General features: G+C 45.8%; 9 protein-coding genes. 4 read left to right on the forward strand and 5 right to left on the reverse strand.

The genetic code is table 11. The features are described from left to right. Positions 1-7: 7 nt before the first annotated feature. From DW251_RS01525 to nifJ, 5 genes are all read right to left on the reverse strand, one after another. Positions 8-1,351, reverse strand: a complete 1,344-nt coding sequence (locus DW251_RS01525) for a 2-hydroxycarboxylate transporter family protein (RefSeq protein ID WP_118300012.1) — start codon at positions 1,349-1,351, stop codon at positions 8-10. Positions 1,352-1,365: 14 nt separating this feature from the next. Beyond that, positions 1,366-2,259, reverse strand: a complete 894-nt coding sequence (locus DW251_RS01530) for a phosphate acyltransferase (protein WP_021869202.1) — start codon at positions 2,257-2,259, stop codon at positions 1,366-1,368. A 62-nt stretch (positions 2,260-2,321) separates the two neighbouring features. After that, positions 2,322-4,130 carry an aconitase/3-isopropylmalate dehydratase large subunit family protein gene (locus DW251_RS01535; protein WP_021869201.1) on the reverse strand — a complete coding sequence of 603 codons (1,809 nt, stop codon included), beginning with the start codon at positions 4,128-4,130 and terminating at the stop codon, positions 2,322-2,324. A gap of 10 nt (positions 4,131-4,140) precedes the next feature. Then, positions 4,141-5,262 (reverse strand): aconitase family protein, encoded by a 1,122-nt coding sequence (locus tag DW251_RS01540; RefSeq protein WP_118300013.1) that lies wholly within the window; start codon positions 5,260-5,262, stop codon positions 4,141-4,143. 17 nt (positions 5,263-5,279) lie between these two features. Then, positions 5,280-8,843, reverse strand: a complete 3,564-nt coding sequence (gene nifJ, locus DW251_RS01545; protein ID WP_118300014.1) for a pyruvate:ferredoxin (flavodoxin) oxidoreductase — start codon at positions 8,841-8,843, stop codon at positions 5,280-5,282. A 572-nt stretch (positions 8,844-9,415) separates the two neighbouring features. On the opposite strand from nifJ, the gene DW251_RS01550 reads away from it, so the two are divergent. The 4 genes from DW251_RS01550 to DW251_RS01565 all read left to right on the forward strand — a co-directional run bounded on the left by DW251_RS01550 (position 9,416) and on the right by DW251_RS01565 (position 14,356). Continuing rightward, positions 9,416-10,426, forward strand: coding sequence for a LacI family DNA-binding transcriptional regulator (locus DW251_RS01550; protein WP_021869198.1), 1,011 nt, complete (start codon positions 9,416-9,418; stop codon positions 10,424-10,426). 514 nt (positions 10,427-10,940) lie between these two features. Then, positions 10,941-12,353: a pyruvate carboxylase subunit B gene (locus tag DW251_RS01555; protein ID WP_118300015.1), complete on the forward strand. Its 1,413-nt coding sequence runs from the start codon at positions 10,941-10,943 to the stop codon at positions 12,351-12,353. A gap of 103 nt (positions 12,354-12,456) precedes the next feature. Beyond that, positions 12,457-12,855: a carboxymuconolactone decarboxylase family protein gene (locus DW251_RS01560; RefSeq protein WP_021869196.1), complete on the forward strand. Its 399-nt coding sequence runs from the start codon at positions 12,457-12,459 to the stop codon at positions 12,853-12,855. A 148-nt stretch (positions 12,856-13,003) separates the two neighbouring features. Then, on the forward strand, positions 13,004-14,356 hold the full coding sequence (locus tag DW251_RS01565; RefSeq protein ID WP_118300016.1) for an MATE family efflux transporter: 1,353 nt from the start codon (positions 13,004-13,006) through the stop codon (positions 14,354-14,356). The last annotated feature ends 209 nt before the right edge of the window (positions 14,357-14,565 follow it).

The raw sequence follows: 14,565 nt of genomic DNA on the forward strand, positions 1-14,565 counted from the left end.
GCCTGCCTTAATGGAACAATGGATATAACAGTCCGATCCAGATAACCATCAGGGCACCACCGATACGGGTAGAGATAGAAGCGAATGCCAGCAGGTTCATACGGTTTGCTGCAGATAAAACTGCCAGGTCACCGGAACCACCGATGTTGCAGCAGCAAAGACCTGCTGTAACACCTGCTTCATATGCCCACAGACCAGAGAGCTTTCCGAAGATCATTGCACCTAACATTGCGCCGAATACTGCTAAGAAGATAACAACGAATGCGCCTGGGCTGAAGTATTCTGCCAGAGTGGAGAACTTCAGGGAGTTGATACCGATACCAGCGATCAGCATTGGAAGCAGTGCTCTTAATGCAAAGTTCATGGAGTATACACAGTTGTCAGCAAACTGGTCTGGAAGAAGACCGGTAAATTTAATGATGATTCCAAGGATAATGGTCCATGCAAGTCCCGGGATCACACCGAAACCTGGAAGGCTTCCAAGGATATTACCCAGTAAGTACAGACAGAAGCTCATGAAAATACCAGAACCTAATGCTACATAATCAGCAGAAGTTCCAAGTCTCTTCTGTTCCTTCTCCTCTGTTTTGCTCTCCTGTGCTTTCTTGGAGCAGAGGATCTCGCCGTTACCATTTAAGCCTTTCATTTTAGCAGTTACAGAACCTACAATAGCAGCTAATACAACAGCCAGTACGTTTGCGATAGATGCGTAGCACAGGAATTTTCCTGCCATTGGAGTCATATCTGTACCGGAAAGGCTGGAATACAGAGCTGGCAGAGTGGTCATAGCACCGCCGGAACCACCGGACATACAAGGTGCGCCGATATCAAACAGTGCCTCTGGAATACCATATCCGGTAACCAGACCTGCTAACATACAGAAGCCTAATGCAAATACCTGGCTTCCCAGGATGGTAGGCATGTATCTTGCAGTTGCACCAAGTAAAACCTTACGGTCCATAACAAGGATGGAGCCAACTAACAGCATGGCAATATATGCATCCTGGAAACCGCCGCCCATAAGGACCTTAACTCCGTTTACCAGTTCCTGAGGAACCAGACCAACGTAATTTAAGAAAGAAGCACCGATCAGAGGCAGAAGACATGCACCGCCTAAGTAGTTATTTACGATCGGGATGGTATTTCCAAGCCAGAAGAACAGACCGCCAACTGCCATCAGATAAGCGATGGTCATGATAAAGCTGGTTGCCATGTACTTGCCTGCATCATTGGAATAGATCTTAACAACCGGCATAAAGCCAAGGTAAACAGTTGCCATTACAATGATAAAGAATGGAATGAAATACTTTGCAGGAAGCCCACACACCTTAAAATTTAATTTTTTCTCCATTGTTTTTCCCCCTATTATCTGCTACCCACTAACGCCGCAATGACGATGGACATATATTTATCATCTGCACTTGCTGCACGGGATACCAACAGGACCGGAACCTTTGCTCCCAATACCACGCCGCCGGTTCTTCCGCCACCAATTACAGTGATGGTCTTTGCTGCAATATTTCCGCTTACAATATCCGGAACAACTAAAAGATCTGCATCTCCTGCAACAGGACTTACATAGCCTTTAATTGGTGCGGAAGCAGGATCCATAGCCAGGTCATAGCTGATCGGGCCTTCGATGATGCAGCCTTCTACGCCTTCTTCCTTGATCTCAGCAGCTTCTACGGTTTCCTTCATCTTAGGATTTACTTTTTCTACTGCTGCAAGGATAGCTACCTTTGGCTGTTCTACGCCTAATGCATGGAATGCTTCTACTGCATTCTGGATAGCTGCTTTCTTCTGATCTTTGGAAGGATAAGTAAGAAGGCCTACATCAGTAATAGCGAATACCTTGTGGTAATTCGGGCTTTCCATGAAAGCAAGTAAACTCATGGTATCGTTCTTTCTGATCCCTCTTTCACGGTTTACCAGTACCTTCATCAGGGCTCCTGTCTCTGTTTTTCCTTTCATAATGCAGTCTACTTCACCGTCTCTTGCCATATCAGCAGCCTTCTGGATGGCTTCCGTAGGATCTTCCACATGGATAATGGTCATCTTATCTGCATCTGTGCCGATCTGAGCCAGGATCTCACGGATCTTTGGCTCATCACCGATCAGAACCGGCTCAACCATGCCGTCCCTATAAGCATGACTGATCGCTTCCAGTGTATGTTCATCCTGAGCCGGTACTACTGCTACTTTGCGCTTTACCGGCATAGCTTTTAACATTTCTTTCAGCTGTTCAAAATTCTTTATCATTGATTTTCCTCCTGTTTACAGATGTCCTCCCGGAGTCCGGGAGAACATCGACCCGCCTGTCTTTAAGCCAGTGCTGGCAGATCAGCCGGGTCTGTTACAACACCCATAACTGCGGTTGCTGCTGCTACCGTAGGACTTGACAGATAACCTAAGGTTTTCTTGGTTCCCTGACGTCCGATGAAGTTACGGTTTGCAGTCAGCAGGATCCTTTCATCATCTGTCATCAGACCATATGGCATACCACAGCAAAGTCCGCAGCATGGATGACAGATCACTGCACCTGCCTCAATAAAAGTCTTAATATATCCTCTTTCAATGGCCTGTTTGAAAATGGTATTAGTTGCAGGAACAACGATAAAACGCAGTCCTTTTGCCACTTTACGGCCTTTTAAGATCTTTGCAGCTGCTTCCATATCTTCAATACTTCCGTTGGTGCAGCTGCCCAGATATACCTCATCCATTTTGGTGCCTTTTACTTCACTGATGGGGTGAACATTGTCAACGCCCTGTGGACAGGAAAGCTGAGGTTCCAGTTCGCTTACATCATAGGTAAGTACCTTTTCATACTTTGCTTCGTCATCTACGCATACCCAGTCGATATCTTCTAATGGCATTCCGTAGTACTCTGCTGTCTTTTCGTCAGCCTCAAACAGACCGCACTTTGCGCCTGCTTCCAGAGCCATGTTTGCAACTGTAAAACGCTGTTCCATGCTCATTTCATGGGCTGCAGGACCGGTAAATTCCAGAGATTTGTACTGTCCGCCGTCGGCCTTGATATCACCTAAGATACGAAGGATAACGTCCTTACTCATAACACCGTCTCTTAAATGGCCGTTTAATACGATCTTGATAGCCTCTGGAACCTTGAACCAAAGTTCTCCGGTAATAAGAGCTGCTGCCATTTCTGCTGTACCAATACCAGAGCAGAAGTTTCCGGCACCGCCATAAGTAGTTGTATGGCTGTCGGTTGCAGTTGCGATCTCGCCTGGCTTTGCATACTTTGCTTCATGCATAATGGTGTGGCAGATGCCTTCTCCAATGTGAAGCTTCTTAATTCCATAGGTTTTTGCCAGTTCCAGACCAGCTTCATAATGGTCATAGTCATTTTTAGCAACGGCAGTTGGCATACAGTGATCCCAGACGATGGTTACCTTATCTGGATCGTCGATCTTGTCTGCACCAATGTCTTTCATGGTTTCTAACAGATAAGTAGTATAAATATCATGGATCATGAACATATCTGGCTTTGTGATCACGATATCTCCAGGAGCCACATGTTCTTTTCCTGCATTTTTCTTTAATATCTTTTCTACCATGGTGTAGCCTTTTTTACGGCACTGTTCCATGGAAAGAGGCTTGATATCCATTTTCACATTTCCAGCTGCAAGACGCTTCTTTGTATCTTCGATCAGTCCGCCGTTTGCTACAATGTTATACAGATTTTCAGGAACTGCACCAACCTTGAAGGTCTTTCCATTTACACTGACAGTCTGTGCATCTACATCTACAGTAACGATATCTCCGCCTTCACATACATCCTGGATCTGATCACAGGTAAGAAGAAGGATGCCGCTGTTAAATGCATTTCTGAAGAAGATTCTTGCAAAGCTCTTTGCGATGATGCAGCGGACACCATTGTAAGAAAGAACGGTAGCTGCCTGCTCACGGCTGGAACCACAGCCAAAGTTGGTTCCTGCTACCAGGATGTCTCCTGGCTGAACGGTTGAACCAAATTCCGGCTTTAACAGCTCAAATGCATATTTTTTCATCTCGTTACGATCCGGGATAGTACCTCTTTTTCCAGGGATAATGGTATCTGTATCAATATCATTTCCGAATTTCCAGATTTTTCCACTGAACTTCTTTTCCATAGCTGTCTCCTTACATCTGCTTCGCAAAGGAAGCGTTCATTACTGTTTCAACAGAGCCTGTATAAACTTCTGCGTCATCGCAGCCCATAGAACCTGTAAAGGTGTACAGTCCGGTGGTTACCAGACGTTCCTTATGTCCCATAGCTCCAGGTCCCTGGATCACAACGCTGTGGTCCCCTGCTGCATTGATCTGAGCCCCGAAATCAATGAATTTTGTAAGGATGCCTTCCTCAGCAGCCTGGATATAGTCACGGCTGGTTGCCGGGCAGATGCTTAAACGGAAGCCTAATGCCAGCTTATGTCCATCTAACATAGAAGCAGCTTTTCGTAACTCCTCAATAGTTCCGCCTGTATAGCCGCCGATCTGGCCTGCATTTAATTCCATGCCAGCTTTAGAAGCTCTAGAAGCAATTCCGGCCTTCTTCTGGTCATTTCTATCACCACATGGAAGCATGAGCATTGGCTCTACAGAGCCTAAATCCAACGTTAAACCAGCAGACTGCTTTTCTTCTGTAATGGATGCGGTAAATGCCCCTGTAATGCATGCCATGCTGCAGAATACTGCTTTCTCATGTGCATCAAAGGATGGTGCATAAACTTCCACTGCCTTGCGGTTTAACTCATGATCTTCTGCCAGGAATGCAAGTGCTGCGTCCATAACAGTTACGCCTTCTTTTAAGCTGCCTTCCAGGTTTACATAAACTGTTTCCGGAACGATGATGCTGTAACGGTCTGTTTCAGCTGCTCTTGCCAGCTCAGGAATGCTTACGTTGATGCCCAGAGCACCGATGCTTCCGAAAATACTTCCGTGGGAACCGCCGCCTACAATGATCTGGCCCGGTTTTACCACTTCATTTAACATATACTGATATCCAACACCTTCTGCCTGGATATAAGGACATCCGTACTTTTCAGCAAATGCCAGGTTCTTTCTTAAAATAGCTGCTGCTTCCGGGCGTCCGGTTGGTACATCATGGTCATAGATGACCATTACCTTTTCAGGTTTTGCTACGGCAGAGATTTCCTCTACCGCAGCATGAGATACACCATCATTGATAACGATCCAGTCAGGTTCTACTGTTACAACTGTACCGGCTTTTCCCCCAAGTAACCGTTCTACAAATGTACTCATAATCTTCTTCTCCTGTTTTAGTTCTTTTCAGCAAGTTCTTTGTATCTTGCGTAACGTGCCTTTGCTTCGCTTTCTGTACGCTCAAACAGTGCATCGGCTGCCTCTGGGAAGGTACGCTCCAGAGATGAGAAACGAACCTCGCCTCTTAAGAACTCTCTAAAATCGCCCTGAGGTTCCTTGGAATCCAGGATAAATGGATTCTTGCCTTCCTTGATCAGTTCTGGGTTGTTTCTGTATAACTGCCAGTAACCAACTTCAACTGCACGCTTGATCTCGCCCTGAACATCACTCATTCCGCAGCGCAGTCCGTGGCTGATACATGGAGCATAGGCAATGATCAGAGATGGTCCCTTGTGAGCTTCTGCTTCTGTTACTGCCTTTAAGAACTGTGCAGGATTTGCACCCATAGCTACCTGTGCTACATATACATCGCCGTAGCTCATTGCCATCATGCCTAAGTCTTTCTTCTTTCTGCGCTTACCAGCTGCTGCAAACTGCGCAACTGCACCGGTAGGAGTTGCCTTAGATGCCTGACCGCCTGTATTGGAGTAGATCTCGGTATCGAATACCATTACATTTACGTCTGCGCCGGAAGCTAATACATGGTCTAAGCCGCCGTAACCGATATCGTATGCCCAGCCGTCACCGCCGAAGAACCATACGGATTTCTTGGTCAGATGGTCAAAGTTTTCACAGACTGCCTCAGCCAGTGCTTTTACATCATCTCCAGGAACATTTGCTGCAACCAGATCTGCATTTTCATTTAATAAACCGCTTTCCAAAACTGCATTCTTTAATGCTTCTCCTGTTTCACGGGAGCTCTTGTCATTGTAAGATGCCAGCCAAGCTGCTGCTGTCTCTTTGATCTTGGCATCATCTGTCTTTTCAGCAAGTTCCTCTACATGCTTAGCCAGCTTTTCTCTCTGCTGTTCAACAGAAAGCCAGATACCCATACCATACTCAGCGTTATTCTCAAATAAGGAGCCGCCTACTGCAGGTCCCTGTCCCTTGTGGTTGGTGGTATATGGGAAGGAAGGGAAGCTGGTGGACCATACCTGGGAGCAGCCTGTTGCAGTTGCTACATACATACGGTCACCAAACAGCTGTGTGATCAGCTTTGCATAAGGAGTTTCGCCGCATCCTGGGCAGGAGCCTGGGAACTCTAACAGTGGCTGCTCAAACTGGCTGCCCTTAACAGTTGTTGTTCCAAACGGATTTGCCTTTGGAGCTAACTTCATTGCATATTCCCAGTTATCTGCTTCATTTAAGTTGTTGTCTAATGGCTTCATGGTAATAGCCTTTTCCTTAGACGGGCATACATTTGCACAGCTTCCGCAGCCTGTACAGTCAAGAGCGGATACCTGTAAACGGAAACGTAAGCCTTCTGCGCCTTTGCCCTTAACATCAGTTGTTGTAAAGGTTTTAGGAGCCTTTGCTGCCTCATCCTCATTTACAAGGAATGGACGGATACAGGAATGAGGGCAAACGTAGGAACACATATTACACTGGATACATTTCTCGCTGTCCCAAACAGGAATATTAACTGCAATACCTCTCTTTTCGTACTTGGAAGTACCCTGAGGCATGGTTCCGTCTGGCAGATCGGTGAAATCGCTGACAGGAATATTATCGCCCTTCATAGCATTTACAGGCATCTGGATCTTGCGGATCCACTTTGGCAGGTTCTCATCGATCTTCTCTTCTGGAATTTCGATATCAGCCCATCTTGCAGGTACTTCTGCCTCTTCTACCATTTCTACGCCCTTATCAACAGCTGCGTAGTTCATGTTGACGATCTTTTCGCCCTTTCTTCCATAGGACTTTAAGATAGCTTTCTTCATATATCCAACTGCTTCTTCGATCGGGATAATACCTGTGATCTTGAAGAATGCAGCCTGTAAAATGGTATTGGTCCTGCTTCCCAGTCCCAGTTCTGCAGCAATTGCAGTGGAATCAATGGTATACAGATGGATCTTCTTTAATGCTGCTGCTTTCTTAAATGCAGGAGTTAAATGCTTTTCTAACTCTTCGCCCTTCCAGTCGCAGGTGATCAGCACATTTGCGCCTTCCTTTGCATCTGCCAGGATATCATAGCGGTCCAGATAGGACTTATTGTGGCAGGCAATGAAATCTGCGTGGTTTACAAGGTAGGTAGAGTTAATCGGCTTCTTGCCAAAACGTAAGTGGGAACGGGTAACACCACCTGACTTCTTGCCATCATACTCAAAGTAAGCCTGAACATTTAAGTCTGTGTGGTCACCGATGATCTTAATGGTGTTCTTGTTTGCACCAACAGTACCGTCAGAACCAAGGCCCCAGAACTTGCAGCTGATGGTTCCTTCCGGAACAGTATTTACTTCTGGTCCTACAGGCAGTGACAGATGGGTCACATCGTCATTAATACCTACGGTATAATGGTTCTTTGGCTCTGCTGCCTTCATATTGTCAAACTGTGCGATAACCTGGTCTGGAGTATAATCCTTGCTTGCCAGACCATAACGACATGCTAAAACCTTGATATTTCTGCCTGACTCCAGGATCACAGAACATACATCCTCGTACAGCGGCTCGCCTGCTGCACCCGGCTCCTTGGTACGGTCGCCAACAGTGATCATCTTTACAGTCTCAGGCAGCTGGCTTAAGAAATACTTTGCTGAGAATGGGCGGTACAGATGAGCATCAATGAAACCAACCTTTTCGCCCTTTGCATTTAAGTAATCTACAGTCTCGCGGAGAACGCCGCTTGCAGATCCCATTACTACGATCACACGCTCTGCATCCGGAGCACCATAGTAGTTAAATGGCTTATAATCTCTTCCTGTGATCTTGCTGATCTCGTTCATGTAATCTGCAACGATATCCGGCAGTGCATCATAATAGGTATTGCATGCTTCACGGCTCTGGAAATATGTATCAGAATACTGACCTGTGGTTCTTAAAACAGGATGCTCTGGATTTAATGCATTCTCACGGAATTTTTCCAGTTCCTTCCAGTCAACCAGTTTCTTTAAATCTTCGTAATCCAGACATTCTACTTTCTGGATCTCATGGGAAGTACGGAAACCATCAAAGAAATGAAGGAAAGGTACGTGGCCTTTAATAGCTGCCAGATGAGCAACTGCACCTAAATCCATTGCTTCCTGTGGTGAAGAGGATGCTAACATTGCATATCCGGTCTGACGACAGGCCATAACATCGGAATGCTCTGCGTTAATAGAAATCGCATGGGTTGCCACGTTTCTGGATGCTACATGGATAACACCTGGCTTTAACTGACCTGCAATACGGTACATGGTCGGGATCATTAACATAAGTCCCTGGGATGCTGTATAAGAAGTTGCCAGTACACCGCCGTCTAATGCACCATGTACTGCGGAAACAGCTCCGCACTCAGACTGCATCTCGACCAGTTTTACCTGCTGGCCGAACATGTTCTTCATTCCATTTGCTGACCACTTGTCAACCAGTTCAGCCATTGGAGAAGATGGTGTGATCGGATAGATCGCTGCTACTTCGGTAAAAGCGTAGGAAGCGTAAGCTGCTGCTTCGTTTCCGTCCATTGCTCTGCTTACTTTACTCATAATCTGTACTTTCCTTTCTTTGTGGGGTTGATCGTTTTTAATTAGTTATCATTTTTCATCTCTGTCAGATCTCTCTTCCCCAGAAATCGGACAGCCGGCGAAATGCCTTGCTTTTGCGGATATGTACTTGTGCATCTTTGTATCTCTTGTATTGCATTTATTTAGTAGTAACATGTACATATCTCATTTAGTTTAACGTGTTAGTAAAACGTTCATCCTTGGCACAAATAATAGTTTATCGTTTGACGTTTGTCAAGTGTTTTGATAAAAATACAATATTCTTTGTCAGTTTTATATAGTTTAACGTATTACTTATTGTGCATTTTTCATACATGATCCACGATACTCTTCTTTCCTGCTTGACATAATGTGGAACTCTGGCTTAAGATTGGTTTTAGTAAACATAAAACGTATTACGAACATGTTTTTGATATACATAACAGACCTGCCACCTGACGGTGACAACAGATAATATATGGAACAATAAAATAAGACCGCTGCATTTCATTCATTTTCGCGGTCTTAGAGAACTTAGAGAATAAGATATAAGATATTAAGATAAGGGTGAACATATGGCAACTATAAAGGACGTAGCAAAACAGGCCGGTGTATCCGTTACAACCGTGTCCATTATCATAAACGGAAAAGCAGAAGAAAGAAAGATCTCTGCCGCAACCCAGCAACGGGTGGCAGAAGCAATGCGTGACTTAGGCTATCAGCCAAACTTAAGCGCAAGACGCCTGCGCTCCCAGGAAAATGAGCGCCCTGTGATCGCATTTTTCTGGCCATTGGACTATCGTGTTTCCATTCTGGCTTCTTTCTTAAATTTCATTCAGATAGAAATTGCCGAATCTGGCTTTGACTGTGAAATGATGATACAGACTTATGAAAATGATAAACTGGAACAATATGGTACCACTTTCTTAAAAAATGGCTACAGCGGCGCTATTATCGGTGCATGCTCTGCCAAAGACCAGCAGTGGCTTGAGGGCATCTGCCCCCGTATGCCAGTGATACTGATCAACCGTGAGTCCGAACATTTTTCCACTGTATGCACCGATAATGACGAAGTCGGCCTGATGGCAGCCACAAAGATCCGCCAGAAAGGTTATACAGAAGCAGCTATCTTTGCATCCAGACACTCCTACTTTGCTACCAGTCAGCGTGTCCAGGCATTTATAAGTTCCTGCGAACGTCTGGGAATTGAAACAGACGAAAAATACATTCTGAAGGGATCCAGTACACGAAACGGCGGTTATGAGATCGGCAAACAATACGCTGCCCTTAAGGAACCACCAAAAATGATCTTCTGTGACTCCGATGCCATTGCCCTGGGTGCCTTAAGAGCTTTCCATGAAGAAGGGATCTCTGTTCCGGGAGATGCAGAACTTCTCTCCATTGGTATGTTGGATCCGGAAGCTGCTTCCTACTATGTTCCATCCCTTAGTGTAGTAGAAATGCCAAACAAAGAGATCGGTCAGCAGGTTCTGCGCCTGATGAGAAAAAAAGTTTTAAACAATGATATGTCATCAGAGCATGTGAAAGTACATGCGAAACTGATGCTGAGAGAGAGTTTTTCATAATCCATTTGTCATCTATTATTTTTTGCAGGAGCTGTAAATATCAGCTCCTGTCTTTTTATCTCATTACTATGTTATAGTTTCCACAACACGTAATCTTCTTTTTCACGTTTTTTCATTTTCCCTCTTGACAACCTCATTCTTTTTTAGTATTCTTGTTTTAACGATTTAGTTTAACGTTTGACTTAAGTATTACATATCCTACATGATTCAACCTTTGCAGGTTTCTGACATGCATACTTCCCCTTTTGCATCTGCCAGTACCTGCCGTTCTCTGGCCAGCTTTCAGTACCTGGCCCCTCCGGATTCTTTTTTTGATTTCCTGCCGGAACCTGCCATTTTCCAGGTACTGTAAACTGACCAGAGAACGATTCTCCAAAAAATCAAGAAAATCCAACATTCCCCGACAGGTTTTCTCTTTGATCCACCTGTCAACAGCAAACAACTATAATAAATAATCAAAGGAGCATGTCACCTTGCGGTGACATCCTTATTACGAAATGAAAGGTGTGGTATTTTGTTCTGGAACAAAAAAAAGGCTCCTGAACTTTCTGCTCCTTCCGGAATCGGAGCAGCAGACTTTGCAGGCGCAGGAACTCCTCTTAAATTCAACAGTGTAGATTTCCGCGACGGACAGCAGTCTCTTTTTGCAACCCGTCTTACCACTGCAGATATGATCCCGCTCTTAGAGCAGATGGACGCAGTTGGATATGACTCCATGGAAATGTGGGGCGGCGCTACCTTCGATGTAGCAGTCCGTTTCCTGAAAGACGATCCGTGGGAGCGCGTAAGAACCTTTAAAAAATACGTAAAGAAAACCCCATTAAAAATGGTACTCCGCGGCCAGAACCTGGTTGGCTACAAAGCATATCCAGATGACGTAGTAGAAGCCTTCATCGCACAGGCAGCAGAAGCCGGAATCGATGTATTCCTTACCTTCGATGCCCTTCAGGACCTGAGAAACTGCGAAACCACATTCAAAGCCATCAAAAAAGCAGGCAAAAAGATCGAAGGTTCCGTTCAGTATAATGTAAGCCCATTCCATACAACAGAAGTATTCGTCCAGAATGCCTTAGAACAGGAACAGATGGGTGCATCCCTGATGCACGTAGAAGATATGGCCGGACTTATGACACCGGAAGCTGCCTACGAACTGATCACCGCTTTGAAAAAAGCCCTTAAGATCCCGGTACATCTTCACTGCCACTGCACAGGCGGTATGGCAGAAATGGCTTACTGGGAAGCCATCCGCGCCGGTGTAGACGGACTGGATGTATGTGTTTCCTCTATGTCCATGGGACCATCCCTTCCGCCAATCGAAAGCTACCTGGCAGCTTTAAAGGGAACCAGCAGAGATCCGAAGATCGATCTTGGACAGTTCGCTGACATCAACAAAAAATTTGCTGAACTTCGCCGCAAATACGCAGACTTCGGCACCAAACTGGTAGGTGTAGACGTTGGCTGTCTCCAGCATCAGATCCCAGGCGGTATGCTCTCCAACCTGGAAAGCCAGCTTACAGCCATGAAACTGTATGACCGTCTCCCAGAAGTATTAGAAGAAGCAACCCGTGTCCGTGCTGATATGGGATATCCGCCTCTTGCCACCCCATCCAGCCAGATGTGCGGTGCCCAGGCAACCACAAACGTATTAACCGGCAACCGCTACGCAATGGTCAGCCGTGAATTAAAAGACTACTGCCGCGGTCTCTACGGACGCCCACCGGGCCCTATTGATCCAACCCTTCTTGAAAAGGCCCTTGGAGATGAAAAACCGGCATTCATCCGTCCTGGTGACCAGTTAGCTCCAGGAATGGACACAGCAAGAGCCGAAGTCGGCTCACTTGCCCGCACAGAAGAAGACATAGTCACCTATGCCCTCTTCCCAGGCTATGCCCCAGATTTTCTGAAAGCTAAATACAGCTTGCAGTAAATCCCATTTTATTTTATCCACTCACGAACACGCACTAATGCGCTCCACTGCCTGCTGACGCAGGCGGTATGTTTATCAATAATAAGTGAAAGAAGGTATTACGTTGAAACAGACAGACGAAGCTAAACTTGAGCGTTCCAGAGAGATCCTGGAAGCTTTAAAAGAAGCCCGCGGAGGAAAACTTTTAGACTCCCACCGTGTTATGGGAAATGACCCGAACCTGATCAATATGTTCTATCAGCAATATGTAAACTGCAACAAAAAAGACATCTCTATTCCTAAAAAGTACAGAGAACTGATCGTCATGGCAGTCGGAATTGCAACCTCCACAGAGACCACTATGAAAGTCCATGGAAAACTGGCTCTGGAAAACGGCGCTACCATTGATGAGATCTTTGAAGTTATCCGCATCCTGTTCTTCACCTGCGGCGTAACAAAACTGCTTCCAGCACTGGAAACCCTCGGAGATCTTTTCGAAGCAATCGACCTGGAAGAAAAATAAATATAAACACCGCTATGTAAAAACAAAGTAAACTTTTTTTAACTGAACAGTATAAAAACGCTTTTCAAAAGGCCTTTCTATGATAAAATAAATCACAGGAGGGCCTTTTATTCTATTTCCCACACTTATATATAAAGGTATACATATTATGAAAACAGATAGTGCGCAGATACAATATGATAAAATGACAAAAACCCCCGTCAACAAACTGGTACTGCAGCTTGGACTGCCAACCACAGTGAGTATGCTTGTGACCAGTGTATACAATATGGCAGATACCTTCTTTGTAAGCCAGCTCGGAACCAGTGTCAGCGGTGCTACAGGAGTCGTGTTCGCCCTGATGGCTATTATCAATGCCTTCGGCTTCATGTTCGGACATGGCGCAGGCAGCAATATCAGCCGTAAACTGGGAGCGCATGACGTAGAAAGCGCCCGCAAATTCGCATCCACCAGCTTCTTCTTATCATTATTATGTGGCGCCCTCATTTGCATCCTTGGCTTTCTCTTCCACACTCCCTTCATGCGTCTCCTTGGAAGCACTGACTCCATCCTTCCTCACGCGATCGAATATAGCACCTGGATCCTTATTGCAGCACCAGCCATGGCATCCAGCTGCGTTATGAATAACATTCTCCGCTACGAAGGAAAAGCCTTCTTTGCCATGTTAGGTCTTGCCTCCGGCGGTATTTTAAACATCTTCGGAGACATGTTCCTGATCTTCGTCCTAAAACTGGGAGTCCGTGGCGCTGGTATCTCCACCGCTATTTCCCAGTACATCAGCATGGCCATCCTCATCAGCCCATTCCTTCGCGGAAAAGTCCAAAGCCGCCTAAACATCCGCTACGTCACCCGACAGTTCAGCGATGTGTCCAACATCCTGGCAACCGGCTTTCCAAGCCTGATGCGCCAGGGACTTAACAGCGTTTCCGTTATGGTTTTAAACCGCTTTGCAGGCCCTTACGGCGATGCCGCTATCGCAGCCATGAGCATTGTCACCAGGATCATAAACTTCCTCTTCTGTGTAGCACTGGGCATAGGACAAGGCTTCCAACCCGTCAGCGCCTTCAACTACGGCGCAGGAAAATACAAACGTGTCCGTAATGCTTTCTGGTTCAGCGTAAAAAGCAGCTTCGTAGTAATGAGCATTTCCGCCTTTATCGGAATAACCTGCTCTGCCCCCATCGTGCGCATGTTCCGTGATGACCCGGCAGTCCTTGCCATCGGTATTCCCGCCCTGCGTATCCAGTGCATTGCCCTCTTCTTCATGCCACTTTCCCTCTATGGAAACATGCTCTTCCAGAGCATTGGAAAGAATGGCCGTGCTACCTTCCTGTCCATGATCAGAAGCGGACTCATTTTCATTCCCGTCCTCTGTATCATGAACACTATCCTTGGACTCACCGGAATTCAGATATCCCAGACCATCTCTGATATCATATCAGCTTCTATCACACTTCCGATGGTCGTAAAATTCTTTAAAACCATGCCTAAAGACAAATAAAATTTCCATCAAAAAACCTCCCGGACTGCGTCCGAGAGGTTGGCAACACCCTAGCTGAAAAGAGGATGAGGTACATGAGAAGCAGCCATTTCAGAAAAAAGACCTGTTTTGTGAGTATAGCGTCAGGTCTGTGATACACTGTCTGAACATGCGCAGCATGTGAGTTTGTATCACAGACCTGACAAAAAGCGACGGAGCAAAACAGGTCT

The sequence above is a fragment of the Clostridium sp. AM22-11AC genome, from assembly GCF_003473545.1.
Lineage (GTDB): Bacteria > Bacillota > Clostridia > Lachnospirales > Lachnospiraceae > Enterocloster.